This is a genomic window from Streptomyces cirratus (genome assembly GCF_014650775.1).
GTDB classification, from domain to species: domain Bacteria; phylum Actinomycetota; class Actinomycetes; order Streptomycetales; family Streptomycetaceae; genus Streptomyces; species Streptomyces cirratus.
In genome coordinates this window covers 224,099-248,439 of record NZ_BMVP01000005.1, presented here as the reverse complement: position 1 = coordinate 248,439, position 24,341 = coordinate 224,099, and the positions used below count along the sequence as shown (strand labels likewise).

25 protein-coding genes, 1 tRNA gene and 1 pseudogene are annotated in these 24,341 nt (G+C 63.4%); 9 read left to right on the top strand and 18 right to left on the bottom strand.

Going from position 1 to position 24,341, the window contains the following annotated elements; all coding sequences use genetic code 11:
* Positions 1-5: 5 nt before the first annotated feature.
* The gene (locus IE207_RS16430; RefSeq protein ID WP_190184947.1) at positions 6-395 is read left to right on the top strand and encodes a VOC family protein; all 390 of its coding nucleotides are present in this window, start codon (positions 6-8) and stop codon (positions 393-395) included.
* Between the two features lie 21 nt (positions 396-416).
* Here IE207_RS16430 and IE207_RS16425 read toward each other — a convergent pair whose 3' ends face one another.
* Positions 417-998, bottom strand: a complete 582-nt coding sequence (locus tag IE207_RS16425; RefSeq protein ID WP_190184946.1) for a DUF309 domain-containing protein — start codon at positions 996-998, stop codon at positions 417-419.
* 122 nt (positions 999-1,120) lie between these two features.
* On the opposite strand from IE207_RS16425, the gene IE207_RS16420 reads away from it, so the two are divergent.
* Positions 1,121-1,194 (top strand) — tRNA-Pro (locus tag IE207_RS16420).
* A 120-nt stretch (positions 1,195-1,314) separates the two neighbouring features.
* Here IE207_RS16420 and IE207_RS16415 read toward each other — a convergent pair.
* The 7 genes from IE207_RS16415 to IE207_RS16385 form a co-directional block, all read right to left on the bottom strand.
* Positions 1,315-2,517 carry a tyrosine-type recombinase/integrase gene (locus IE207_RS16415; RefSeq protein ID WP_190184945.1) on the bottom strand — a complete coding sequence of 401 codons (1,203 nt, stop codon included), beginning with the start codon at positions 2,515-2,517 and terminating at the stop codon, positions 1,315-1,317.
* 54 nt (positions 2,518-2,571) lie between these two features.
* Positions 2,572-2,769 (bottom strand): helix-turn-helix domain-containing protein, encoded by a 198-nt coding sequence (locus tag IE207_RS16410; protein WP_190184944.1) that lies wholly within the window; start codon positions 2,767-2,769, stop codon positions 2,572-2,574.
* 1,200 nt (positions 2,770-3,969) lie between these two features.
* On the bottom strand, positions 3,970-4,275 hold the full coding sequence (locus tag IE207_RS16405; RefSeq protein WP_190184943.1) for a hypothetical protein: 306 nt from the start codon (positions 4,273-4,275) through the stop codon (positions 3,970-3,972).
* The gene (locus tag IE207_RS16400; RefSeq protein ID WP_190184942.1) at positions 4,272-5,024 is read right to left on the bottom strand and encodes a ParA family protein; all 753 of its coding nucleotides are present in this window, start codon (positions 5,022-5,024) and stop codon (positions 4,272-4,274) included. Before IE207_RS16400 ends, IE207_RS16405 begins: the two co-directional genes overlap by 4 nt.
* A 105-nt stretch (positions 5,025-5,129) precedes the next feature.
* The gene (locus tag IE207_RS16395) at positions 5,130-5,969 is read right to left on the bottom strand and encodes a helix-turn-helix domain-containing protein (RefSeq protein ID WP_190184941.1); all 840 of its coding nucleotides are present in this window, start codon (positions 5,967-5,969) and stop codon (positions 5,130-5,132) included.
* Positions 5,966-6,502 carry a DUF6879 family protein gene (locus tag IE207_RS16390; RefSeq protein WP_190184940.1) on the bottom strand — a complete coding sequence of 179 codons (537 nt, stop codon included), beginning with the start codon at positions 6,500-6,502 and terminating at the stop codon, positions 5,966-5,968. Before IE207_RS16390 ends, IE207_RS16395 begins: the two co-directional genes overlap by 4 nt.
* Positions 6,503-6,505: 3 nt before the next feature.
* Positions 6,506-6,706, bottom strand: a complete 201-nt coding sequence (locus tag IE207_RS16385) for a hypothetical protein (protein ID WP_190184939.1) — start codon at positions 6,704-6,706, stop codon at positions 6,506-6,508.
* 182 nt (positions 6,707-6,888) lie between these two features.
* Between IE207_RS16385 and IE207_RS16380 the strand changes: the two genes are divergently transcribed.
* On the top strand, positions 6,889-7,095 hold the full coding sequence (locus IE207_RS16380) for a hypothetical protein (RefSeq protein WP_190184938.1): 207 nt from the start codon (positions 6,889-6,891) through the stop codon (positions 7,093-7,095).
* A gap of 235 nt (positions 7,096-7,330) precedes the next feature.
* Positions 7,331-7,567 (top strand): DUF7848 domain-containing protein, encoded by a 237-nt coding sequence (locus IE207_RS16375; protein ID WP_190184937.1) that lies wholly within the window; start codon positions 7,331-7,333, stop codon positions 7,565-7,567.
* 527 nt (positions 7,568-8,094) lie between these two features.
* Here IE207_RS16375 and IE207_RS16370 read toward each other — a convergent pair.
* The 7 genes from IE207_RS16370 to IE207_RS16340 all read right to left on the bottom strand — a co-directional run bounded on the left by IE207_RS16370 (position 8,095) and on the right by IE207_RS16340 (position 16,424).
* Positions 8,095-8,400, bottom strand: coding sequence for a hypothetical protein (locus IE207_RS16370; protein WP_190184936.1), 306 nt, complete (start codon positions 8,398-8,400; stop codon positions 8,095-8,097).
* Between the two features lie 57 nt (positions 8,401-8,457).
* Positions 8,458-9,954, bottom strand: coding sequence for a type IV secretory system conjugative DNA transfer family protein (locus tag IE207_RS16365; protein ID WP_190184935.1), 1,497 nt, complete (start codon positions 9,952-9,954; stop codon positions 8,458-8,460).
* Positions 9,951-10,682, bottom strand: a complete 732-nt coding sequence (locus tag IE207_RS16360; RefSeq protein ID WP_190184934.1) for a replication-relaxation family protein — start codon at positions 10,680-10,682, stop codon at positions 9,951-9,953. Before IE207_RS16360 ends, IE207_RS16365 begins: the two co-directional genes overlap by 4 nt.
* Positions 10,683-10,817: 135 nt before the next feature.
* Entirely contained in the window at positions 10,818-13,448 is a 2,631-nt protein-coding gene (locus tag IE207_RS16355; RefSeq protein WP_190184933.1) for a translation initiation factor IF-2 N-terminal domain-containing protein, read from the bottom strand.
* A gap of 70 nt (positions 13,449-13,518) precedes the next feature.
* Positions 13,519-14,193 carry a hypothetical protein gene (locus tag IE207_RS16350; protein ID WP_190184932.1) on the bottom strand — a complete coding sequence of 225 codons (675 nt, stop codon included), beginning with the start codon at positions 14,191-14,193 and terminating at the stop codon, positions 13,519-13,521.
* Between the two features lie 260 nt (positions 14,194-14,453).
* A complete protein-coding gene (locus IE207_RS16345; RefSeq protein ID WP_190184931.1) occupies positions 14,454-15,452 on the bottom strand; it encodes a single-stranded DNA-binding protein in 999 nt (332 codons plus the stop codon).
* 48 nt (positions 15,453-15,500) lie between these two features.
* Positions 15,501-16,424, bottom strand: a complete 924-nt coding sequence (locus tag IE207_RS16340; protein WP_190184930.1) for a hypothetical protein — start codon at positions 16,422-16,424, stop codon at positions 15,501-15,503.
* Positions 16,425-17,020: 596 nt separating this feature from the next.
* On the opposite strand from IE207_RS16340, the gene IE207_RS16335 reads away from it, so the two are divergent.
* Positions 17,021-17,773, top strand: a complete 753-nt coding sequence (locus IE207_RS16335) for a DUF5677 domain-containing protein (protein WP_190184929.1) — start codon at positions 17,021-17,023, stop codon at positions 17,771-17,773.
* A 523-nt stretch (positions 17,774-18,296) separates the two neighbouring features.
* On the opposite strand, the gene IE207_RS16330 is transcribed toward IE207_RS16335, so the two are convergent.
* From IE207_RS16330 to IE207_RS16320, 3 genes are read right to left on the bottom strand one after another with little or no spacing between them, the layout of a single operon-like run.
* Entirely contained in the window at positions 18,297-18,773 is a 477-nt protein-coding gene (locus IE207_RS16330; RefSeq protein WP_190185122.1) for a tyrosine-type recombinase/integrase, read from the bottom strand.
* Between the two features lie 24 nt (positions 18,774-18,797).
* Positions 18,798-19,049 (bottom strand): hypothetical protein, encoded by a 252-nt coding sequence (locus tag IE207_RS16325; RefSeq protein WP_190184928.1) that lies wholly within the window; start codon positions 19,047-19,049, stop codon positions 18,798-18,800.
* Positions 19,050-19,078: 29 nt separating this feature from the next.
* Positions 19,079-19,714, bottom strand: coding sequence for a TetR/AcrR family transcriptional regulator (locus IE207_RS16320; protein WP_190184927.1), 636 nt, complete (start codon positions 19,712-19,714; stop codon positions 19,079-19,081).
* A 135-nt stretch (positions 19,715-19,849) separates the two neighbouring features.
* Between IE207_RS16320 and IE207_RS16315 the strand changes: the two genes are divergently transcribed.
* From IE207_RS16315 to IE207_RS16300, 4 genes and pseudogenes are all read left to right on the top strand, one after another.
* A complete protein-coding gene (locus IE207_RS16315; protein WP_190184926.1) occupies positions 19,850-21,001 on the top strand; it encodes a VOC family protein in 1,152 nt (383 codons plus the stop codon).
* Positions 21,002-21,038: 37 nt separating this feature from the next.
* A complete protein-coding gene (locus IE207_RS16310; protein WP_190184925.1) occupies positions 21,039-22,028 on the top strand; it encodes a fumarylacetoacetate hydrolase family protein in 990 nt (329 codons plus the stop codon).
* Entirely contained in the window at positions 22,025-23,641 is a 1,617-nt protein-coding gene (gene mhpA / locus IE207_RS16305; RefSeq protein WP_229873771.1) for a bifunctional 3-(3-hydroxy-phenyl)propionate/3-hydroxycinnamic acid hydroxylase MhpA, read from the top strand. The genes IE207_RS16310 and mhpA overlap by 4 nt, the downstream gene beginning before the upstream one ends.
* Positions 23,638-23,973 (top strand): annotated as a pseudogene (locus IE207_RS16300) (acetyl-coenzyme A synthetase N-terminal domain-containing protein); the annotation flags it as partial. The gene mhpA and the pseudogene IE207_RS16300, both read left to right, overlap by 4 nt.
* Positions 23,974-24,341: the final 368 nt, after the last annotated feature.

Below are 24,341 nucleotides of genomic sequence, written 5' to 3'. Positions count from 1 at the left end.
GGGACATGTCCGCACACATCGCCCTCACCGCCCTCGTGGTCCACGACTACGACGAGGCCATCGACTTCTACACCCGCGCCCTCGGCTTCACTCTCGCCGAGGACACCGCCCGGCCCGACGGCTCGCGCTGGGTCGTGGTCCGTCCGCCCGGCGCCACCGAATCGGCGCTGCTGCTGGCCCGGGCCAAGGACGAAGCGCAGCGCTCCCGGGTCGGCGACCAGACGGGCGGCCGCGTCGGCTTCTTCCTCTACACCGACGACTTCGCGGGCGACCACGCCCGGATGACCGCCGAGGGCGTCCGCTTCCTGGAGGAGCCGCGCCACGAGACGTACGGTTCCGTCGCCGTCTTCCAGGACCTCTACGGCAACCGCTGGGACCTGCTCCAGCCGGCGTAGGGGCGCGTCCGACGCGGCGACTCAAGCGGAGCCCGGCCGGGCGGCGAGGTGCGGGGCCTCGGCCGCCGCGTCGACAGCCTGCCCGGCCTCCACCCGCCCGGCCAGCTCCCGGGCCCACCGGACCAGACCGGGCACGTCGATTCCGTACGGGGCGTGCCCTGCACCAGCCCCGCCCGCACCCGTCGGTCCGGCGGGGCCCGCCGCACCCCCGGCCTCGGCCCCGGCCCGGGCGGCTCCCCCCTCCGCCTCGGCCTCCAGCTCGGCCAGTGCATCGGCTCCGCGCCGCAGGAGCCGCGCCCCGCCCACCGCGTTCCCGCGGGCGGCATGCGTCAGCCCCACCGCCAGCTGCGCGAGCCCCCGCCACAGCGGCGCCTGCTCCGACGGCCCGGACTTCCAGGCGTCCTCGAACACCTCGTGCGCGTGGAAGGGCATCCCGGCGTCCAGCAGCAGCTGCGCCTGCGCCACCGTCTCGGCCGGCGCCCGCACCACCCCCTCGGGCTGCCGCTCCACCCCAGGCGCCCCGTACGGCAACGGCCGCCCCAGCCCGTCCCGCGGCCGCGCGCTGCGCGCCCGCCCCTCGTCATCGCGATCCCGTACGTTCACCCGCCCATCGTGCCCCCCGCCGATCACCCGTGCACGTACACCCCCCGGCGTGCGGTAATGTTCTGCATGTGCCCGCCGCGGAGGGGGAAACCCCAGGTGGGGGGCACAGTGCCGAGGCACAACGGGACGTGGCGCAGCTTGGTAGCGCACTTGACTGGGGGTCAAGGGGTCGCAGGTTCAAATCCTGTCGTCCCGACTAGAGGTTCGCCTCGTAGTCGCAGTTCAGAGCCCTGTCTCACTTCGGTGAGGCAGGGCTTCTGTGCGTTCTCTGGGGTTGTCGTGTCACATTTCGTCACAAGACCTGGTGGATCATGCCTTAGCTGGCGAGCAGTTCCCCGAGCTTGTCCGAACCGGCCTTGAGGCTCTGCGGGTCGGGATGGACATAGACCCGCTTGGTGAAGGACAGGTCAGCGTGCCCCGCCCAGGCGGAGACGACGGTATCGGGCACACCGTTGTTGGCCATCCAGGAAAGAACGGCGTGGCGGGCGTCGTAGAGACGCACCTTCCGAACGCCGGCTTGGGCCATCAACCGGTGGGCCTCGCGGCGCAACTTGTCCGTCTTAAAGGGTCGGCCCAGCTCGTCAACGACCACATAGCCGCTTGCTTCGTAGGCTTCCCCTGCGGCAAGTTTTTCCTCGGCCTGACGGACGCTAAAGGTCACAAGCGCCGCTTGCAGCGGCTTAGGCAGCGGCAGAACACGCCGACCATTTCGGGTCTTAGGGTCCTTCTCAACGACCTTGTTGCGCGACCCTTTCGGCAGGCTGCGGTCGTAGACGATGGTGCGAGTATTACCGACCGCAATAGTCCCGGCCCCGGTGAGGTCAACGTCTTCCTCCCAACGCGTGCCGCACACCTCGGCGGGACGCTCCGCGATAAGGGTTAGGAGCATGACACCAAAGAGGCGGTCACTCTTGGTCGCCTCAATAAACGCCTTGACCTCGGTCTCGTCCCAGGGGCGGCGCTTAGCGTCAGCCTGCGCTGCTTTTCGCACCGCATCGCGTGAGACGCGAACATGCTCGGCGACATTCCGGGCTACCCACCCACGACGAACCGCAAGGTTGAGCGCTGAGCGCAGCCGGCCAAGGGTAAGCCGCACGGATCTCAGGCCAAGGCCCGTCCCCGGCTTTCCGCCACGCTGCCGACCGCGGGTGAGCATCCAGTCAACAAATGCCTCGATGTCTTCTTCGGTCAGCAGCTGGAGCCGCTTTTCTCCGAGAAAGAGCCGGGCGGGCCTCACGGCATTGTCGTAGTTGGAGGCGGTCGCTTCTTCAACGCCGCGAATGGCGCTCGTCAGCCACAGGTCGAGAAGCTCGCCAACCGTGACCTTGCTTGGTACCACGAACGTTCCAGTAGTGGACTGATGGCGAATTCGGGCGAGCTCGTCGCGCGCCTGCTTCTTCGTGTCGAAGGTCTTTCGGATCTGTCGCCGCGCGCCGTTAGGCCGGCGGGGACCATCGGTGACGAAGCGGTATCGCGTCGAACCGTTCTTGAGTATTACCTTGGTGATCGGATCGCTCATTGTGCACCTTGCCTACAACGAAACCCCCCGCACCCTCGACTCTTCCCCTCCTCCTCAAGCCGCCTCCAAATAGCGGATGAGAGACGCGGTAATGACGCGATAGCGGCTACCAAACGAGACAACCCGAAACGGCGCCTCTCCCCGCTTGATCAACTCATACAGGTGCGACTTGGAGATACCAACAGCCTGGGCAGCCTTGTGAACATCAACCGTGGCTGCCCAAGAGTGGATCTCATCAAGAGTGGGATGCATCGCGATCCCCTCCTCAGCGAACTTGCTGGGGCCCAGGACGCTTGGCTGCAAGAAGCTAGCCTGCGGTACTACCAGTTTATCCCGCCCAAGGGTAAATCCCAAGGGAATCCGGGACGAATCGGCCACCAACTCTCAAGGGTTTGTGAGCCGTTCCACCGTCCCATTCATCGACGGAGCATGAAGCAGGTTGCCGAGGTGTCAACGCAACCGTAAGCCGGCCCGGCAGGCCCGCAGGCCACCGGTTCCCCCTGCTCGCTGGCGAGGAGCCCAAGCTCTTTTGCGGCGTCGCCGCCACTGCTTTGATCCGGTACGGATCTGTTCTACCGCGTGAGCGGCCTATAGCCGCCTGACGGAAGGAAGGTCTGGAAGGAATGCCGTCGGGCGGCCACTGTGGCCCCCCTTGGGGGGTGGACTCGGAACCTGTGCGCCCCGAAGGGTTGTGTTGTTTCCTTGCGCGCAGGTGGAGAGGACGGGGGGAGTCAGCCTCGCCACCGACCGCAGGGAGCTCGGGACAACCCCGAGGCGAGGCTGACTCCCCCCGTCTGCTGACCACCCCCGAACCCGCTGGTCAGCGGGCCATTCCTTCCAGCTACAACCGTCCGCAGGACGCTTCCACTGACCGGCTCCAGGTGTACCGGCCGTAGTACCGGCCTGAGACGGTACGACACCCGTCCTCTCAAACCGGGTACGAAACCTACTCGATCACTATTTACGATCAAGGTTTGTGTTCACAGAGTCAGGCACGAGGCCGTTTTTGAGCATGACGAACCCTCCCCCTAAGGTCCCCCTTGGTGGCTCCCCTATTCCCCGTTCCCTCGGATCCCTCGTTTCCCTTCGCTTGCCTATCGACGCTGGCGCGTCGGTTTTCTTTGAAACGCCAGCGATTTGTGATGAGGTAACTCAGGCTTGCTGATAATGAACCAGGGCCCTAGATCGATCCCCTACTTTATAGATCGATCGTGTTTGCTTCGGTCACTCGGTCACGTCAGTCACGGTCAGCTAGTCCGTCTTTATTCGCAAACCCCGCTAAGCGGGGGAGACGGCGGCTGCTGTGTCTGCTTCAGTTATGAGCTAATCAAATTCACATCGTGCTTGCCTAGTTCCGTACGGGCCGTACGAACCGTACGGGCCGACCCGTACCAGGGGTACTACCCGTACGGGGGGTACGGGTATGAAGCATGCACGGAGCTGAAGAAAAGGTTAGGAAGAGCGCCTTTCGGCGAGGAGTTTGTCAATTGCTTCACGAACCATGGCGGACATACTGCCCACGCCGCCCTGCTTCCTCTCCTCAAGCGCCAAGGATTGCAGCGACTCGTATTGATCCTGATAGATATCGAAAGGATGGCGCTGTTTCATAATGCGCTTGCCTTGAGGGGGTACGGGTAGTACAGGGCGTACCAGGGGTACTACCCGTACGGGGGGTACGGGGTTGTTCTTCCTATCGGGGAAGAACGCTGATCCCTCCAGTTCATTTGTGATGATGTTGGTGTACAGTTTCTTGTTCATATGTGAAACAACTCATTGATAAGTTTGGTGTAGGCGAGCGCCGCGGGCGACTTCGCGTTAAACGCAAAGACGTCCTGCTTCTGAAAGTGCGCATCGCGCAGATCGGTGTTCCGGGGGATGACAGTGTTGAGCACCGAGCTCGTGTAGGTCTGCCGCAGGATTTGCAGTGAGGTCTTACTGTTCACGGTTGGATCGCTCATCGTGAAGAGAAGGCCGGCGAGCTCAAGGGAAGGGTTAAAGTACCCGCGCACGTCTTTGATGGTCTTGCTGATCTGAACGATCGAGTCAAGTTCGAAGTAGCCGGGTGAGACAACCACAATGACGCGGTCCGCAGCCGTGAATGCATTGATCGTGAGCCACGAGAGGGTGGGAGGGCAATCGATAAAGATGTAGTCGTACCTGCCCCTGACGGCGTCAAGCTCCTTCTTGAGCCGTTCCTCTCGGTGATCGATGGCAGTTGTTAGCTCCACGTCCGTGTTTGACAGGAGGATATGCGAGGGGACGATCTCAAGATTCGGCACACTCGTCTGATGTGTCGGGAGGGGACTACGCTCAAGGATGGTCGCAAAAACGGTCTGGTGCGTCTGTATCTGGGGGTAGTTCGGCAAGAGAACTTTGCTGCTGTTGGCCTGCGAGTCGATGTCTATAAGCAGGACACGCTTGCCCTTACGGGCGAGGCCGGCGGCAAGTGAGATTGTGGATGATGTTTTTCCGACGCCTCCCTTCTGCGAGGCAACTGCGATAACCATAAGCAAGTTAAATCTACCGGAAACCCAAAGGGTTCATTCCGGCAGTATTTCTTTTATTTAGAATAGCGAAATGCAATATCTCGTGTCAATAAGGAATAAACGGGACTAACTTCCCAGCGCATGGCGAGCCCGGGCAATGGCTCGATGTGCGGTGTGGCCGTAGACGGCGGCCTGGTCGTAGTACTCCCAGAGGCGCAGATACAGCGCAACGTCTTCGGGCTCCTTAAGCTCCATCTCGGCGCTGAGGGTCTCAACGATGACGTTGCGCTCGTCATGGATCCAGAACCCGTGCTTGGGTGTGAAGTCCAGGGAGGCTGAGAAGGGGAGAACCCCGAGGGTGACGGTATCCAGGCCGATGATCCCGGCGAGGCGGTCGAGCTGGCCGAGCATGACCTCGGGGCTCCCGATCACGGCGTAGAGAACGGCTTCCCAGATGATGACGCGGTACTTCTGCCCGCGTTGGTACAGAACCTCTTGGCGACGGAGACGAGCCCGTACGGCGTCCTCAACGTCCCGGGGGGAACGACGCAGCCTCGCTGAGTGGGTGAAGAGGTGGCGGGCATACTCCGCAGTCTGGAAGATGCCCGGGATGACCGAGGTCTCGTATACCCGGATGACCTGAGCGCGCTGTTCCTCAGCGAGGGCAGCGTCCTGGACGGCCTTGTGGCCGCCGGCCAGCTGGCGTCGCCATGAGCGGTAGTGCGTCTCCAGTCGGCGGAGGCTGTTCTTCAGCTCGGGTAGTACCTCAGGGAACCCGGTTGCCTCAGCCCAGGCGGTGAGATCGGCGATCGATGCCGTCTGCTTGCCGGTCTCAAGTTTTGACATCTTGGAGGGGGCCCACCCAAGGCGGGTTGCCAGCTCCCGATGGGTGAGATGTGCCTCGGTGCGCAGTTCGCGCAGGCGCGCACCGAGGGCCTCTCTGGCTCGTTGAAAATCCGTGCTCACATAGCGGAAGGTACTTGAAGGGCGAACTCCCGGTAGGGGATGGCGTAGTGCCAGGCGGCGTCGCGGACTTGGCAGTAGCGCAACACACGAGCCGGATCTTCGATCAGCTCCAGGCCGACGGGCTCGTCGCCCTCGTAGTGAAAGAGGGCAACGTACCGGCTGTCAAAGAGCCAGAAATCCTCGGCAGGCAACGCCGCTTCCTCCGACCGCGCGCGGTGTAGATAGCGGACATCCTCGCCTGCCTCCAGGGCTGCCGGGACACCGGTAAGTCCGTACCGCTGGTAGGTCGTTGGCGGATCGTCAATGAGGCGAACCCGCTCGACTCGCTTGCCTGCACCGGTTTGCCTACGCATGTTCACGAGCCATGGGCGATCGGGGTCGCGAGCCGGTTCTTCTCCCCGGAGGAAACGTTGATACGTCTCGCCCTCGTAGTCGACCTGGTAGGCACGCCGGCTCTCCAGGCGCCAGGCGGTGTGCTCAAACCCCTCCCGGAAAAGACGGTCGATCTCGTCACTGTCGATCAAGTGCGGCACGGCTCACTCCTTGGGCGCGAAGCGGGTCAGAAGCTCCCGCGGTACCACCACGAACGTCTCGCCGGGCAACACGTCTCGAAGCTGCTCAAGCGCCTCCCCGTCGGTGAGCTTGTACCCCTGGACGACGATCCGACCGTCCTCGGTCTCGTAGAGCGTCGGACACTTGCCGTCATCTGACGTCGTGCCGATGAACTTGAGCTTCATGACAACCCCTCCCAGTGATCGTTGCAGTCGAGCCGCTCCGAACCGTAGTCGCCCGAACACCGGAAGCAGAAGGGTGCAAGAGACCCACAAATGAGAAGCGTCTCGAAGCGGGGGAAGTTGATCAAGAAGCAAATCGAAGCGCCGTTAACCCGGCCGCCCCAGGGCTTCTACCGTCTCGGGGCATGACGACCAAGCAGGCAAAGCTGAAGCCCGGCGCTGCTGAAGAAGCGGCAACGGAACTGCGAGACGCGCTGGCCGGCGCGGGGATCGTGTTGCCCTCACTGGACAGCGACTTTGCGAGCCCGTACCTCAACCTGGTGGAACTCGGACGTATCCGTGCGGACGTCGCGGTGAAGCTGGCCGAGGTCGTGCGCCGCGGAACCGCATGAGGGCCAGCGAGCCGGAATCAGAGGCCCCAGAGGCTGAGGTCGGCTTGCTCCTGGTGGACACACGGACTGACCGAGTAGGCGTTGTCATGGGCAACGTCGGGTCGTACGTCCAGCTGCGCCCGCCCGGCGGGGGTACTGAGTGGGACGTGCCGCCAAGTGCTCTACGGCCGGCTGAAGTTCTTGACGAGTTGCGCGCAAAGGTAACCGTGGTCAACGCTCAGGGAAGGAGACCGCGATGACTCCACGCAGCGTCATCCGCTTCGCTAACTGGACGATGGGCCCCGAGACCGCCCCGGAAGCTCCGAAGAGGGTGCATGAACTCCAGTGCACCACGTGCCTTGCGGCCTCAAGCGCCAATGAGGACTTCGAGACCGCCCGTGACTGGGCGTTCCACCACGTCGGGCGCAACCCTTCCCACCAGGGCTATCGCGAGACGGTCACCCGCTTCTGGCGCATGACGCTCACGAACTGAAACCCACACCTCGGGGGACTGCGGGCCCTCGCGCAACGCCAGCCGGCTGCCCTGAGGATTTGGCCGGTGGCCTGCATCGTGTTGGGAGCAGGCAGACCGCACACTTGTGAAATCGGGCAGCACCGCAGCTGCCTCAAGAGCCCGATCAGGTCTGCCTGCTTAAGGGCCCCGACGCGGGGGAGGTGGGTAAAACCTCAGGGCCAGTTATGGGACTGACTCCTCCCTACCGCTGGGATCTATCAAAGTTCATCTCATGAACACCTCGCTGAGGCTGGGCGAGACACTACGGGACGAACAGTTAGCGGTATTGACTCCCCGAGCCTCAAAACCCCGCCGCCAATCATTTCTTCTGCGACATGGCCTCTCGTTCGACCTTAGAGCTATGAGACCTTTTCTTCCTTCTGGCAGATGATGTTCCGGCCTGTCCACCGCCTCAAGGCCAAGCCGACTTCGTCGGTCCTGCGGAGCCTTGACCCGCTAGCCATGCCGAAAGTGCCGCCAATTAAGGAAGGAAAAGGGAAAGGTGGTCAGGGTTGGGGGTTGTTGAGGTGTGTCTCAATGCGAGTGATGCGCTCGTCGTGGTTCGCGAGCGTCTTCTTGTAAGCCTTGTCGTTGACCTCGGTGACGTCCAGGAATAGGGCGGTCAGCTCGTCGTGCTGATTCTTTGACTGCTCGACGTGCGCCTTGAGCTGGACTTCAATACTAGTGGATCGCTCTTCAAGGTCACCCATGCGCTTGTCTAAACCGCCCATCCGCTCTTCCAAGCCGCCTAGTCGGCGCTCGATGGGAGATAGTAGTTCTCGTAGTTGATTTAACTGTTCTTCGGTAAACATAGACTGTCTTATTTATATCAAAATGAGCACGGCGGAATCAATGGGCAAAAATGGTCCCTATTTCGCGGTCTTTAGCCTCGACGGAAAGCTGTAGAGCGTCGTCCCGACGGTGCGTCTTGGTGGCTTACGTCGTCTGACGACGGTTGTGTGTGACTCGGCCTGTGTGGTTGGTGCGAGAACGGGCTCGACACCGGGCGGCTCGAAGTAGCGGTCAAGGTAGTACCGCTCGACCTCGTCCAGCTCGCGCGGCAGCTCGGTGAGATCGGGGAGGCGAGGGGTGCTGACCTTCTGCACACGGTCGTCCGGCAGTCTGACGAATGCCTCGCCGACGCGTAGCTGTTGGATGGATTGGACCTGTCGCTCCCACTGCTCGGCCAGGGGGTAGTAGGAGGGGTGCGTTCTGTCCTCGGCGGCCTGGTCGGTGACGACGTGCTTGATGGCGTCCGGATCAACCGTGCCGAAGAGGCGGGCGGAGTGCTCGGCATCCGGACGGCCTGCCTTGAGGACGACCTCAAGACCCACGTTCTGAAGTGCTCCCTTGAGCCGGTCTGACGCCTGGCTCCAGTTCTGGTGCGCCATAACGCAGAACAGGTTGTATTTGCGAGTCTCCGAGAGCATACGGGTGAGGCTCTCCTCGCTTTGGGCCATGAACTGTGAGAACTCGTCCAGGATTAGAAAGTGCGGGGTACGTCCCGAGCCTGCTGCCCGGACGTTGGCACGGCTGAGGGCCGCGGTCTCCATGCCCACGGTGAGCAGGCAGCCAAAGAGCCGGCGGGCGTCGGGGGAGGCAACCGCGAGGTTGACGATCAACGAGGTGCCCGAGTCGATCAGCGACCGGAAGTCCAAGACGTTTCGCTCATGCCCCAGGGCATAGCGGAGAATCGGGGAGAGGGTTAGAAGATCCGCCCGGTTGAGGGTTGACTCCTTCATCAGGGGCGCGTCTCGTCCCCACTGGTCCATGCGAAGCCGGAAGAAGCGGAGAACCTGGGGGTCACGTACTCGGGTTAGCACCCCGTCGCGGAAGGACTTGTCCGTGAGGAGATCGGAGAGACGAGTTAAGGGAAGCCCTGCCTGGCAAAGCGCCACGACCGAGTGCTTGAGGATGTTCTCAAAGGTGGGGGCACCATGGGCCAGCTCGGGCCAGGCCCTCCGGGCTGCCTCGGCTACGTGCTCGGCCATCGCGTGGTCGTCGTAGGGCTGGGCGAGGTAGTTGAACGGCAGGAACCGGTCCTCGACCGCGGCGGCCGGGACGTCCAAGTAGATGAGACGTGAGCGCTGCTTGGGGGTAGCAAGCTGCCCGGCCTGGACGAGGTGGGCCAAGACGAGTTGGGCGAGGTCGCCATGCGGGTCAATGAGAGTGACCGGCTGTCCCGCGAGGTAGAGGGACCGGAAGAGCGAGGCAAGAAAGTAGCTCTTACCCGAGCCGGTCTTCCCGAGGACATGCATGTGGACGCGAGCGTCGTTCAGCGGCAGGTAGAGCGTCCGGGGGATGAGCCAACTTCGGTACGTGCCAAGGGGGATGCGCGGCCCCTGGCGGTTGCGGAGGAAGATCACGACAGGCCGTGGTCGGCCTGGGCTTCCTCCGGCAGATCGAGCAGGGCAACGGGCGTGCTCTGGCCGGCGGGGTACCAAAGCGGGGAGAAGAAGAAATCGAAGGGCTCGGTTACAACGGGCGAGGCATCGGTGAACAGGAAGATCTCCGCCAGGTGCAGCCCGGAGATGGCCTCAAGCTCCAGAGCGGTCCAGGTCCTGAGCTGGTCGCGTCTGGCGTGGGTGGGGGCGGCAACGGCCACGGTGAGGTTGTCGGCCTCAAACGAGGAGCGGTACGGACCATCTGCCCAGGCAGTGAGGGAGGCGACCTTGCGACGCCAGGAGCGCTGGTACTCGGTCCCACGGTCTAGCTCCAGAGCGATGGCCACCACAGGGTCATCCGAGGTCTGAAGCTCAAACCACGCATCGGGGATGACGGCGACGTTGCGGCCGTCCTGGCCGTGCGGCTGGACGCGAATGTTCATCCGCTTGAGCGCTCGCTCAGTGATGAGCCTGGGCATGGATACCTGGAAGCGCCGGCACAGCAGCTCAGCGGCGACGAGAGGCGCTGAGCCGATCCGTGGTGTGGGCAGCTCACGCAATCTGAGCAAGTAATCAGCCTGGGCCAACCGACGAAGGCGACGCTGCACGTAGCGATTGTCGTCGTGCTGGTTGGGATAGAGGAGCCGTCCAACCTGGGCGGCCGTCATGTACTGGAAGCGGTTGACGGCCCGAAGAATCTCCTCGTCCACGGCACCAAGGCGAAGCGGGCCGGTTGGCGTGACGCTGGGAGTGTGAGGTGCTTCGTTCATTGAGCCACTTTGCCAAACGAGCGTGAGAACTCGAACTGGAACGCCGTAAGACTCGCGTAAGAGAACCGGTTCTCCTTACGACTCCGGATGTTCCCGGAAGGCATCGATCAACGCCTGCACGGTAGATTTCTTGAGGATTGAGTTTGGCGAGCGGACGAAAAGATTGAGGTGGTCAAGTTTCTCCATAACGACCGCACTCTCGACCCCTAGTTCGTTGGCGAGCTCGTAAACACGCATCTCGCCGCTTGAGGAGAGCCGGTCAAGTGCTGATGCAATGCTCCGACCCGTCCGGGGTGCACCCGCCTCGCCGGAACGCATTGGGGACCTCCGGCCGATAGGGGGAAGAACTGAGCGGTTCGTCTCGGGAATCTGTTCCTGGCGCTGCTCGCCGCGCAGCTTGGCACGCGCCGGTTTCTGAGCGCGATCAACCGGAAGTGAGCCAGAGTTCTTGTGATCCGCCTTGCGCCCGGCGTGGCCTTCAACGAAGTACTCCCGCCTCCGCCTGCTCTCCTCCTCAACCTGAGCCCGAGCAGTACCAAAGTGCTCACGGCTCCGGCTGCGCACACCCTCTATTTCCAGCGGGCGTGACGTAATTGGTGAGCGCTTTTTCCTCGTCGTTCCGTACCGCCACTCTTGCATAGAACGTGACATATCTTTCCGGAACTCATCAGTCCTGAAATATGTTCCTATATCATGCGAGTGACCGCTGAACTGGTGGATATCAAGCGGTTCAGCGCCTCTGATCTTGGAACTGATCCTCAGCGCTTTCCTGAGCTGATTGTCAAAGTAATGCTGCTCGGCCTGCTCCTCGATGCTTGCGGGCGCTGACGCTTCTATTTTGTACCCGCATGGCTTCCCAGCTGAATCAGTGATCTTGCAGTAGGCCACGTGAGGAGGAAGATTGCGAATCTCCATTTCAGCCTCGGCTTGCATATCCGCGTAACTACGCTGTCCCTCGTTGCTGCCAAACGGTATCAAGATGGGGTCGCGAGCAAGGACGGCGTAGAGCGTCATGGTAGACACGACATAGGAAAGCAGCTGTGCATAAGAATCAGGCTCAGCTTTGCCAGCCCAGCCAGGGTCATAAGCCGCCATGGCACGCTCAAGGGGAGGGAACCGACCTTCTGCTGAGCGTTGAGGCGAATCCCCCTTTTGCACATCTCCGAGGCAGCCTTGGATGTAAGCGCTAAGCAGGTGGAGGAGCTTAACGTGGTCGTCGTAGCATGGCCTCTCCGGCGTGCCATCAAGAGCATAGCGAAAGTAGCTCAAGCCACAGGCGCCCCTGGCAAGGCTTGCAACAATATCAACGAGTGATTTGGAGTGGGATTGGGAAGGCGTCCCCTCTTCCATGACTTGAACGAGTAGACGATTGAGCCCTTCGAGAGCCGTGCTAATTTCGCCTCCGTCTAGGTCGACGTAAGCGTAGCTGGCGGTTCTCTCTCGACCACTGGCCTGATCCTCAAAGAATGCAGTAACGCTCGGTGTATGACGGGGGAGGCTACCAACAACAGGACCGCGGGGCATGACTGCCCAGAAATCTTCTTTCAAGCGATGGAGTCCACCAACAAGATTGCGGACTGCGCGACGAACCTCGGGGTCTGGATGGGGGCGCTGATCGAGCGATTCAAGCGGGTGCTGAGAGATTCCTTGCCTCATTGCGGAAGAAGGAGGAGGCTTAGCGAAGATCGGCGCGACAGCTTGCGCATCCTCGGGCGAGAGCTGGAAAACGATAAGGCTCTCGACCTTTAGGGCTTCTTCATCGGGCGTCTGTGAAAGATCCTGGTGCGCAATGGTGATACCCAGTTCGTACGTACGTACTTCCTGAAGCATGCGCCGCGTCGTTGGTGTGGCAAACCTTCCGTACTCATCGAGGTAAAGGTGCACACGCCTGCGCTGGGACTTGGGTATCTGATCTCGCTGGTGTATGAGATTGCTAAGGATTGACAGGAACACCATGCCGACGAAGGAGATGGACTCGCGATCGAGCCTCGCGAGATTGAGGATTAGGGTGCCGCCTTCATTCATCACCTGCTTGAACGGGATAGTCGTCTCGGGCTGGCTAACCATTGGGTAGAGCAATTCGTCTTCAAGGAAGCGGCCGACTTTGTTGAGGATGGGATCTCGCTTGTCCTGCTGCCGCTGGGGCGTAGCTGCCTCATAATCCTGCCAATATTGGCGGACGTATGGGTTGGTGACCTTATGAAGGGCAGCTTGTCGAAACGCTGAGTCGGCGTAGAGGCGTGGCAGTTCGGCCATCGTCAGGCCATTGGCGATAAGCAGGCGTGCCGTGTTGCGCAGCCCTGGGTCAATAACAGGAAGCAAGCCGCCACCCTGCACGCCCATCACCTTGTGGAAGATCTCAACCGCTTGGCCGACAGTCCTGGCTACAACCTCGTCTTTGGCATCAGGCGGGCACTCATAGAGGTTTAGGCCGAAAGGGCGCTCGCTGTTTGGCTCCACCAGAATAAGGCTGTTGCCCGCCTTTGCCGGCGCAAGAGAGATGAGACGATCCGTCAAATCGCCATGGGCATCGATGACAACTGCTGAGGTGCCGCTTCGCATGTCTTCTAGAACGAGATGCTCAAGCAACGTCGTCTTCCCATAGCCAGATTTACCCAAGACGGCTACGTGCTTGGTGCGGTGGCCGTAACGCAGGAAAACTGGTTTCCTCTCCTCGGTGTGGCCGAGCAAGACGTCAGAGCCCATGCGAGAACACCTCCTCGCCGCGTGCTGTCAGTTCGTCGAGCCACAAGCTCTAGTCCCAGGCTACGCCACCTTAACGAGCAGGTGGCCGCGATCGGCCCGCAACCGCAGAGGGTGCGAAATCCAGTCCGGTGGTAATAGAGGTTTGAGAAGCGTCATACGGCAGGCCAGCTCGATTGGCCAGGAGTTCAACGAGTTTCGCCTGACGCGGGGTAACTTCAATCTTTGCTGGAAGGACACGGATATCTCCAAGGTGGGTGTAAAGGTCGTGTTGGGTGAAGCGATACTTAGACACAGAGAGCAGGAGAAAAGCGGCGCGAGCAGCATCAAGGTCTTTAAATGCCTCCTCGTACTCATGCCCATCTGGGCGCTCAGTAGCTTGTGCTACCTGTGGAAATGGGTGCCCGATCAAATCGTCATAGACTTCACCTTCTGGACTTGCAGGAGACCCAGCTGCGGTTTCCCTCTGGGCTCTCTCCTGAGGCGTGCCGGTCTTGTTCGAGTAGTCGCGATAGGCAAACTCTGAAGCCACATAGGCAAGCAAGTTCTCGTCCACAGTTTGAGCCTTAATTGCCTCGATCGGAAGTCGTATCGGTGGTTGTTCAACTTGCTCCCGGTGCACCCCTCTGAACTGCTCGGCCAGCTGCTGTTTGAACCATGAGTTGGCATTCTGCTCTTTTGCCCTAAGGCGGGCCCGACCAATGCGCAAGGAATCAGACTCGGCAGGCTCTTGTTCCTTGCCGGTCAACCAGGAATTATGCAATTCTTGAGCACGAATCAGTGCTTGCTGATAAACGCTTGTCCCTTCCGTCTTGGACTCCCTGTTGTTTATCTCCTCCGATCTTGGTTGCTGTCCTTCTCCTCCTTCTGGCATATATAGCTGTTTTTCTCATATTGGATACCATGGTGTCAAGACGCAAAAAAGGGCGCAAGGAGACCTGGTGTTGTTATGGGAGAATACTCAGGGTCACTGAGAATTCTTCGCACCAGGCCCCCAAGAGAGCGTCCTCAGCGGCGTTTAACCGCAACTGAGTAGATCTCCTGCGCCGTCTTGGGTGTGCCGTCCCGTCCCTTGTACTCGCGAATGTGGGGGTAACCAACCACCTCGACCTCGTTCCCCTTGAGCAGCTCACCGGCCTCGGCTCGCTTCTGGAGTGCTTGAGCGCGGTCGCCGAAGGCCAACACGTCCTGCCATTTGGTCGTGCCGTCCTCAAGATGAATCGCCAGGGGGAACTTGGCCACGAGCTTGCCGCCCGCGGTCTCCCGGACGGTGGGCGTTCGCCCGATCCTTCCGACGAGCTTGACCCGCTCCGTGCCGGCCTCCGCCGTCTCCTGCTTGGTCTGCTGGTCCTGGTCTCGAAGGCGGGCGGCACGATCAAGCGGGTGCTCACCCTCAGGCTTGTCGGTGCTGACTGATACCTGGGGCGTCGGCTCGGGCTCCGCAGGAACGCTGACTTGCTGGATCATCGGGCGAACGTCGGGGAAGGCCCCAAGCTCACGAGCCGCGTCGTTGAGCGGTTTCTCTGGTGGCTTTGACGCAACGGTCACAACTGCGGGCACCACGTCCTCGCCGGCCGGCTCCTCAGGCTCTTGGGCGGCCTGGTGCTCGGCATTGATCTGCTCGGTGTCCTCACTGTCTTGCGGGAGACCGGAAACCTTTGCCGGGCCGGTATCGACCTGGTAGCCCAGGGTCAAAGCGCCGTCAGGGTGCAGAGCCACAGTCGAGTGTTCGTGCTCTGAGTCCCTATTAAGAAAGACGATGCCCTCGTCCTCTCCGACTGTTGGGACAGCGCCACCAAACAGCTCGATGCGAGCGCCCTTGGTCGTGATGCGGGAAACGCCACTCTCCGGGAAGGTATCAAGGCTTAAGAAAGTGTCGTTGCTTCGTACCTGGAAATGGTGACCATCGCCATAGGCCGGATCAGTGACGTCCTGGGCGTGGGTTCCTAGTGCCTTCGCAACGACTGTCTTGTTGAACGTGTATTGCTGTTGTTCTCGTTCTGTCATGTGAGAACGGATTATAGAGAGGAGGAGGGGCAAAAGATGTAAGCTGGATTACGAAACTCCAGCCGCAGAATTATCCCTAGGGCGCCAGCTAACAATGGTCGCTTGGCCTGGCGTTACGTTGTGCCACTCTCTAACTGGCACCGGGTCCTCTCCGACGTAGTGCCATTCTTGTTCTCCTACCTCACTCATTGGATGAAACACAGAAACTTCGAGACCGGGCAGCGCCTCGCCTGTCAGCTCCAATCTGAACAGGATTGCGAAATCAGAATGCATGAGCGGAACGAAACCGGTTGCCCGCAAAAAGGTTCGAATGCTCCGCCCGTGGTCGAAGGTTTCGCCAGGAGGGATGTATGCCCCGTGGGGAACGCGATGGGTGAGTAGATCTTGCTGATTCAGGCTGAGCCTGTGAGGCGAAAGCGTGGTAAACGGCACAAGTTCTGCCGGGTTGTCTTCGCTAACGTTGATGTCGGCCACAGGGCAATGGAGCGAATAATGCAGGTAAGTTGTCTCGTAGCCACGGATCGAGGCTACTGACCAGAGCGGTCCTCTGGGTAGGTACCCGTTGTCATCGATGCAGGTACCTTTGACCTTCACTGAGACATCAAGCCTCATCACGCGGTCCTTGTGAGCCCAAGAGAAATTGACCCGAATGCGGGTCGAGCGTACGTAAATGCTTTGGCCAGCAAATCGGGACACCGCCTTTCTCAGTTCTACCGGCTGCCCTCCTCTCAAGAACCCAAGCATCTCGGCCATGACGTCCCTCACAGCCTTCTTCATCACCTCTTCGCCAAATTTGTACTTAAGGTAAAAATCGCCTGCGATACCCAGGATGAAGGCAACGATAAGGGCGTCACCGACAACACGCAGGAGCTCGTGAAGGAAGGGACCGCCATGCACCTTCACGACGTACTCTAGGAAGAAACAGGTGGCGGCCCCCAAAAAGAGAGCGGCATAAATCCACCACTTCCCCATCGAAGGCTCCAATCAGTTAGCCTATCCTGCACTTTGGTGGCTTGGTCCCCGGCGTTGTCGCAGCCGCACATGCCGTCCTTGACATTTTTCTAAAAAGGGCGCATAAATATACCGTATGGAAAAAGAGGTGGGATGGGGTAGATGGAAAAGGAGCAAGCCGGATGAAGTTGCGCCCCTGCCTCCTATGCCTGTAGAGCTATTCGACTACAAGCTCCGCGATGGTAAGTTGGCTCATTGGCATGGAGAGTTGGTCAGCGGTAAAGACATGTCGTGGCTCCAGAGGCGCAGACTGAGAAAGCGCTTGGCGGTCTACTATCAACCTCGACAAGATCTTGAGTAGGAGACCGCAATGCGATCTCGTGCAGCGGTCGAATACCTATAATCACCATCTCGCAACTCTCAGAAGGCTGCATCTCTTACTCCTCCATCCGAAGCGAGGCCAGGGTGTAGCGGCTCCGCTCCTATCCATCGCCGAGCTCTCGCCAGCTGTGTGCTCCAGGAGGAGTGACGTACAGCTTGGCGGCTGCTGCGCAGCAACGTCGCTTCGCTACCAAAAGTGCAGTGACAGACGGAAGCAGTCCCTCGATGATGGTCCGGTGACTGAACCGGATCCCCGTGACGGCTTGATCCGTCTGGAAGACTTGATCACGGGTGACTTGTACACCCACATCGATCCGACCAACCGTGCCAGCGTGATCGGCTGGGGCCTCTTCTTCACGGTGGCGCACCAGATCCGCGCGGTCCTTACCCTCCACCAAGCCGGTGCGTGCGGCGCTGCTTCGCCGAACCGGCGTAGTGCACTTGAGCACACCATCACGCTGCGGTGGTGCGTCGACCAGGGCGACCGCATAGGTGACATCTACAACCGGAAGCTGAGGAACGACCAGATCCAGCTCGCCAACACGCTGCGCGCGGATGGCACGAAGGATCGGTATCAGGAGGGGTATGCGGTCTTGGCGGAAACGGTGAAGGCCGTCAAGGAGTCCGTCTCGCCGGATCCCAACGAGCGCCTTGCCAAGATTGAGCGCCTCATGCAGGGCTACGGCCTCGCCAGAGAGCGGACGTTCTACCAAGTGGAGTCACGCTTCGCGCACCCAACCCTTACGGGTGCCCAGATGTTCTTCAAGGACGACGACGAAGCCTTCCACGTGAGCCAGGCGCCGATGCATGACGAGATCGTGGCCTGCCAGCCGTACTGCCTTTGGATCTTCCACGCGGCGATGCTCGCCTTCAACGAGGTCCTGACGGACAAGCCATGGACGGCGGAGCTTGAGAAGATCGCCGAGGAGTACGGGTTCATGACCACCCTGCCGCAGTGGCAGGGAGCGGAAGACCTCCGCACACCCTGAGTCGGAAGGCTCGCCGGCCAGCACCAGAGCCGCCCTGGGTCCGCGAGCAAGATCGATGGTCCCAGGGCGTGATCGACACTAAGCTCGCGATCGGCCGCACCAGAATGGAGCGTGCGGGATAGGTCCTGGTGCCCTCGCTATGCGGGGACGCAGTACGACTGGGGCCGCGCTGCCCCGGGTGGCTCGTTTGGTCATCCGGGGCATACATCCTCAGCGGGCGTGTAGATCGTTGAGACAGGCGCAACGCCGCGGACGATCAAGCAAGCGGCTCGGCGCCCACGCTGGCTTCCTGGAAGCTCAGGTGACTCAGGGGGCATGCCTGAACGGAAGCCCTCGACGTGTCACCGATTTGTCACACACCCTGGCTCGCGCCCCGGGAGGCAGCGCTCTGACCTGGACATTTGTTGCGTCCTGTGGACTGGACGGACGAGCAGGACTGGGCGTCAGCCACTGGGGGTCAAGGGGTCGCAGGTTCAAATCCTGTCGTCCCGACCATGCTTTATGCAGGTCGGAGGCCGTTCTCTCATCCATGAGAGGGCGGCCTTTGGTATGTCCGGGGCCGTGGTGGTCGCAATGTGGTCGCACGTCCAGTCTGCGGCCGGGAGGCCGTGGCGCAGGAGGCCGACGCTGCGGGGGAGCGGAGCCGGCGGACAACTTCACCGAGCCGGCGGATGTGGTCGCGTGGTGGTCGCAGCCATGCCGGGCGGCTCGTCCCGAGCCCGGCCTTCTCGGCTCCGGTGAGGGTGCCGTCGATGGTGTCGACGGCTTCGCGGGCTGCCTGCCGGGTGAGGTGGCTGTAGATGTTCGCGGTGGTCGACAGGGTGGAGTGCCGCAGCGTCTTGGAGACCACGGTGAGCGGTACGCCGGCGGTGATGGTGATCGTGGCCGCCAGCTGGCGCAGGTCGTGGACGGTGATCCTGGGCACGCCCGCTTCCTCGGACAGCTGGTGGAGCCGGTCGAGGACCTGGTGCGGTCCGAGCGGCCGCCCGTCGGGCGGCAGAACACGAGTCCGGCGATCGGGTCGTCAGGACCACTTCCGGTGCGCGCAGTTGTCTTCCTGGTTCCGGAGAGCGGTGGTGACGCGCGGCGAGATCGCGCCCCAGCCGCGGCTCGACCGGGTCTTCGGTGCGGTGACGACGGGGTGGTTGTTGTCGATGGCCGAGAGCGCGCAGCGCACGTAGACGGCTGCACCTACGCCGGTCACCACCGCGGAGAGCGGGATCGACGCCCGCTTCACCGGCCGCTCGGTCACCTTCCGTCCGAGCTCGTCGTCCACCGCGTAGGGGGAGTGGACGCCGGGGTCGGTCAGACGAGGTCGGGGAGGGGGCGGCGGGCGACCTCGTGGGCGTCGTCCGGCGGGACGCCCAGCATGCGCAGGACCATCTCGGCGAGGTTCACCGCGGCGTCGTCGCCGTCCACGTCGGGCCGGGAGAATCTCAGCTCCACCAGGGACAGCAGGGTTCCGCCCAGTGCGGACAGGGCCACCGCCGGGTCGACGGCGGTGAAGCGGCCGGCGGCCATGCCGACCTCGACGTCCCGGCGGGCCCGTCGGGACAGACCGTTGTCCGAGTGGATGTGGCCCAGGCCCCGGCGGCGCAGCACCTGCATCAGCTCCGGGTGCGACTCGGCCATGCGGGCGCTGAGCCGGAAGCCCGTCGCGACGAGCTCCGCGGGGTCGTCGATCCCGGCCAGGCGCTCGTCGAAGGTCTGGCCGAACTCCTCCAGCGCGTCCTGCACCGCGGCCTCGAACAGCTCCGTCTTCGAGTCGAAGTGGTTGTAGAACGAGCCGAAGCCGACGTCGGCGCGCTCGGCGATCACCTGGATGCTGACGCTGGTGTCCCCGGTCTCGGCGAGTATCTGGCGGGCCGCGCGGACGAGAGCTCCGCGGGTTTCGGCGCGTCGCCGCTCGAATCGGTTGCTGGGCGGGGCTGACGTCGGCATGCCCTGATTCTAACCGCCGAGGCGATGACCATCGCAATCCTGATGAATTCATCATTTCCTGCCATGAACACCTTGACGACAGAACCGTCACACTTGATGATTTCCTCATCAAGGCAATGTTGCTTGGAGGGCACCATGTCCGAAACCCCCAACGCAGTCGGCGTCCCGGACGTCAGGACGGCCCATCAGGACCTCCACAGCGCGCACGGCGCCCTGCGCGGCGAACATCCCGGGCGGTCCCGCAACCCGGTGATCAAGGTGGCCGACCTGGCCTGGCTGGAGTTCGAGAAGCCCGACCCGGACCGGGCCGAGGTCTTCGCCCGGGACTTCGGCTTCGGTGTCGCCGCCCGGAGCGAGGGCGAGCTGTGGCTGCGGGGCACCTTCGCCGGCTCGCCGTGCATGGTGATCCGGCGCGGCCGGACCTCCCGTTTCATCGGCCCGGCGTTCCGCGCCGCCGAGCGGGCCGACCTGGACCGTCTGGCCCGCGCCACGGGCACGTCCGTACGGGACGCGGACGTGCCCGGCGGCGGCAAGGTGGTCGACTTGCTCGACCCCTCCGGCTTCCCGGTCCGGGTCGTGCACTGCGGGCAGGAACTGCCGGCGCTGCCCGAGCAGCAGCCGTTGCTGCTCAACTTCGGCACCGATCACCGCCGCACGAACGTCACCCAGCGCCCGCCGCGTGAACCCTCCCGCATCCAGCGTCTGGGCCATGTGGTCCTGGAGACACGGGTGTTCGGGCGCGCCCTCGACTGGTACCTGGACACCCTCGGGATGATCGTGTCCGACTTCCTGTTCCTGGACGGCCAGCGCGGCCGTGGCCCGACGATGGCGTTCATCCGCTGTGACCAGGGCAGCCGGGCCGTTGACCACCACACGCTGGCCATGCACCTGGGCCCGGGCAACGGCTACGTCCACTCCGCCTACCAGGTGACCGACCTCGACGCGATCGCCGCAGGCGGCGAGTACCTGGCCGAGCGCGGCTACCAGCGCAGCTGGGGCATCGGCCGGCACGTCCAGGGCAGCCAGCTCTTCGACTACTGGCGCGACCCCGACCGCTTCATGCTGGAGCACTTCGCCGACGGCGACCTGTTCTCCTGCGACCTGGAGCCCGGCTGGGCACCCATGTCGACCACCGGCCTCGCCCAGTGGGGACCTCCTGCCACCCGTGACTTCCTCGGCGCGAGCCCCTCCCCGCAGCGGGTCCGTGACGTCATCGAAGCCCTGCGGGGCGACAACGAGATGGACCCGGCACGCCTGCTGGGCCTGCTCAAAGCCGCCAAGTCCTGAACCTCCGCACGCCCAACCCCCTCACAAAGGCACTGACATGAGTACGAACGTCCTGCGCACCGCCGACGGCTGGTGGGTTCTCCGCGGCGACCGGGCCGTCCCCGTTGACACCAAGGCCGCCACCACCGCCGAACTGATCGCCGACCGTGACGCCGTACGGGAGGCGGCGCTCTCGGCCGACGCGGGCACGCCCGCCGCCGATCTAGTGGCCCTCTCGCCGGTCACCACCCCCTGCCGGGTGGTCGCACAGATGGTCAACTACCGCAGCCACGCCCGCGATTCGGGTTTCACCGGCGACATCCCGTCCGCCTTCTTCCGCAAGGCGTCCGGGTCGGTGAGCGGCCCGGGCGAGGCGATCGTCCGGCCGTCACACGTGAAGTTCCTCGACTACGAGATCGAGCTCGGGCTCGTCATGGGCGCACCCCTGCCCATCGGCACCGTGGTCGAGGAGCGTGACCTGCCGTCGTACGTCGCCGGGCTGGTGATCACGAACGACGTCAGCGCCCGTGAGGTGCAGCTGACCAAGACGCAGTTCTACGAGAGCAAGTCGTACCCGACCTTCACACCGACCGGCCCCTACCTGGCGCTGCTGGAGCCCGAGCACTTCGCCCGTCTCCTCGATCTGAGGCTGAGGCTGTCGGTCAACGGCGAGCTGCGCCAGGACCGCACCCTCGCCGACATGATCGTCCGCCCGGCACAGGCGCTGACCTTGCTGGCCCGTTTCCAGACCCTCGACCCCGGCGACCTGCTGCTCACCGGGACCCCCGGGGGCACGGCCCTCAAGGCCCCGCCCAAGGCGGTCGAGAAGATCGGCGCGCTGCTGCCGCCCGCCGTGAAGTGGAAGGCGTTCTTCAAGAGCCAGGCCCGCAACCCTCACTACCTGCACACGGGTGACGTGATCACGGCGACGATCTCGACCGCGGACGGGCGGATCGACCTCGGCGAGCAGCGCACGCCCGTCACGGACGCTGGGGGTGCCCCCTGCTCGAAGGGCTTGGGGGAAGGACCCGAGGTGAGCCGCACATGACCGCCGACCAGCCCGGGCCCCGGGACACCGCACCCGGGCCGGCACAGACAGACCCCGCACCCGTCGTGATCATCGGCGCCGGGCCGGTGGGCGTGACCGCCGCCCTCCTCCTCGCCCGGCGCGGTATCCGCACCGTCGTCCTGGAACGCCACCAGGACCTCTACCCGCTCCCGCGCGCCGTCGCCACCGACGACGAGGTGCGCCGCATCCTCCAGGCCGCGGGCGTGGGCGAGGAGTTCGCCGCGATCGCCCGCCCCGCGAACGGACTTCGGCTGCTGGACGCCCGCCATCGGGTCATGGCCGAGTTCCGGCGCTCCGAGCACGGCCACCACGGCTACCCGCAGACCAGCATGTTCGACCAGCCCGACCTGGAACGACTGCTGCGCGACGCCCTCGCCCGGCGCCCGGGGTGCGAGCTGCGGGGCGGTGTCGAGGTCACCGGCGTCCTCCCGGACCCGGCCGGCCCCGTGCGCGTGACCTACCGCGACGACGACGGCGAGCATCATCTGTGGGCCGAGGCGGTCCTCGGCTGCGACGGCGCGGGCAGCCTCACCCGCGAAGCCATCGGTGCCGAATGGGAGGACCTGCGCTTCGAGGAACGCTGGACCGTCATCGACGTCCGCACGAAGGCCGACGTCCGCTGCTGGGAAGGCGTCGACCAGGTCTGCGACCCGCACCGGCCGGCGACGTTCATGCGCGTCGGTGAGGACCGCTACCGCTGGGAGTTCCGGCTGCAAGAAGGGCAGCAACCGGTCCGCGAACTGATCGCCCCGTGGCTGTCGCCCTCGTACGACGGGGACTTCGACGTCGTACGGGAGACGCAGTACACCTTCCGGGCTCGGGTGGCCGACCGGTGGCGCAGCGGACGGGTCTTCCTCCTCGGCGACGCCGCCCACCTCACCCCGCCGTTCATAGGGCAGGGCCTGTGCTCGGGCCTGCGTGATGCCTACAACCTCACCTGGAAGCTCGCCCGAGTCCTCCGGCAGGGCGGCGACGAACGGCTGCTGGACACCTACGAGAGCGAGCGCAAGCCGCACGCACGGCATGTGATCCGGCTCGCGGTCGCCATGGGCTGGGCCATGACCGGCGGCCAGGACGGCGCCGCCGCACTGCGCCGCACGCTCCTGGCCGCCGCCTGCCGCGTACCCGGCCTCACCGCGACGGCGGGCCGTGACCTCAGCCCGCCCCTGACCGCCGGGCCCCTCGTGCGGCGCCGTATGCGCAGGAGCCTCGTGGGCACCCACTGCCCGCAGCCATGGGTGGCGCTCGACGGCCGGCGCAGCCGCCTCGACGAACTGCTCGGCGACAGCTTCACCGTCCTGACCGCCGCCGATCCCTGGCCCTCGCTGCGCGCCCTCGCCCACGGGCTCGGCGTCCCGGCGATCCCCGTGACCGACCTCCGTGACGACGGCACCCTCACCGCCTGGCTGCGCGCCGGCCGGGCGGACGCCGTCCTGCTGCGCCCCGACCGCGTCGTCATGGACGTCGTCCCGGCCGGGAGGCACGACTTCACGGACACCGCCGCCTGGGCGTCCCTCCTGCACACCACGCGCAGCCCCCACCCTTCCCCACGGACCGTCGAGAAGAGCCCGCTGAGGAGCGCCACACGATGACCAGGCCGTACCCGGAACCCTTCACGACGCCCGATCCGCGGGCCGTCGCCGACCTGGAAGGCTTCTGGGGCGCGGCGTGGGACTACTTCGACATCGACGCGGACTCCCCGTACGAGCAGGTGCTCGCGGAGGAGCGGATGCCGGGCGCCCGCTGGTTCCCCGGCGCCACCCTCAACTACACCCACCACGCCCTGCGCCACCTCACCGACGACACCGTGGCGATCATCGCCCTCGACGAGACCGGCTCCAGCCACGAGGTGACAGGCAACCGGCTGCGCGCCCAGGTCGCCTCGGTCGCCGCCACCCTGCGCGACCTGGGCGTCGGCAAGGGCCAGAGCCCAAGGTTTCCGTTGTGTCACGGGAAGACGGGTTTTCGTGGGTAACGCCAAATTCAGTAGCGGCGATCACGAAAACTCCGCCGAGCGTCAAGGGGGCATGCACCCCGGAGTTGAACTCGTGGCTGGAGTCAAAGGGCAGCGTTTCGAAGTCCATCACCGTCAGGTTCGTGCTTACGACGGAACGCGATGAGTCCGTTGTCGTACTGGGGGTCCGCAACAATGCGAAAAGAATAAATGACACACCAGGCATGCTCACGGACGTGATCTCTTGCGAGCGGGGTGGAGGTGGCGTGGTGTATGTCAGGAACATTTACCAGAGCGTAGACGTTCAGCCCTCCAAAAGCGTTATAACGGCGAGAATG

Coding starts and splice junctions, on each gene's coding strand:
- IE207_RS16430 (WP_190184947.1), top strand. CDS start 6: ATGTCCGCACACATCGCCCTCACCGCCCTCGTGGTCCACGACTACGAC.
- IE207_RS16415 (WP_190184945.1), bottom strand. CDS start 2,517: ATGAGCGATCCGATCACCAAGGTAATACTCAAGAACGGTTCGACGCGA.
- IE207_RS16410 (WP_190184944.1), bottom strand. CDS start 2,769: ATGCATCCCACTCTTGATGAGATCCACTCTTGGGCAGCCACGGTTGAT.
- IE207_RS16405 (WP_190184943.1), bottom strand. CDS start 4,275: ATGAACAAGAAACTGTACACCAACATCATCACAAATGAACTGGAGGGA.
- IE207_RS16400 (WP_190184942.1), bottom strand. CDS start 5,024: ATGGTTATCGCAGTTGCCTCGCAGAAGGGAGGCGTCGGAAAAACATCA.
- IE207_RS16385 (WP_190184939.1), bottom strand. CDS start 6,706: ATGAAGCTCAAGTTCATCGGCACGACGTCAGATGACGGCAAGTGTCCG.
- IE207_RS16380 (WP_190184938.1), top strand. CDS start 6,889: ATGACGACCAAGCAGGCAAAGCTGAAGCCCGGCGCTGCTGAAGAAGCG.
- IE207_RS16375 (WP_190184937.1), top strand. CDS start 7,331: ATGACTCCACGCAGCGTCATCCGCTTCGCTAACTGGACGATGGGCCCC.
- IE207_RS16370 (WP_190184936.1), bottom strand. CDS start 8,400: ATGTTTACCGAAGAACAGTTAAATCAACTACGAGAACTACTATCTCCC.
- IE207_RS16355 (WP_190184933.1), bottom strand. CDS start 13,448: ATGGGCTCTGACGTCTTGCTCGGCCACACCGAGGAGAGGAAACCAGTT.
- IE207_RS16345 (WP_190184931.1), bottom strand. CDS start 15,452: ATGACAGAACGAGAACAACAGCAATACACGTTCAACAAGACAGTCGTT.
- IE207_RS16340 (WP_190184930.1), bottom strand. CDS start 16,424: ATGGGGAAGTGGTGGATTTATGCCGCTCTCTTTTTGGGGGCCGCCACC.
- IE207_RS16320 (WP_190184927.1), bottom strand. CDS start 19,714: ATGCCGACGTCAGCCCCGCCCAGCAACCGATTCGAGCGGCGACGCGCC.
- IE207_RS16315 (WP_190184926.1), top strand. CDS start 19,850: ATGTCCGAAACCCCCAACGCAGTCGGCGTCCCGGACGTCAGGACGGCC.
- IE207_RS16310 (WP_190184925.1), top strand. CDS start 21,039: ATGAGTACGAACGTCCTGCGCACCGCCGACGGCTGGTGGGTTCTCCGC.
- mhpA (WP_229873771.1), top strand. CDS start 22,025: ATGACCGCCGACCAGCCCGGGCCCCGGGACACCGCACCCGGGCCGGCA.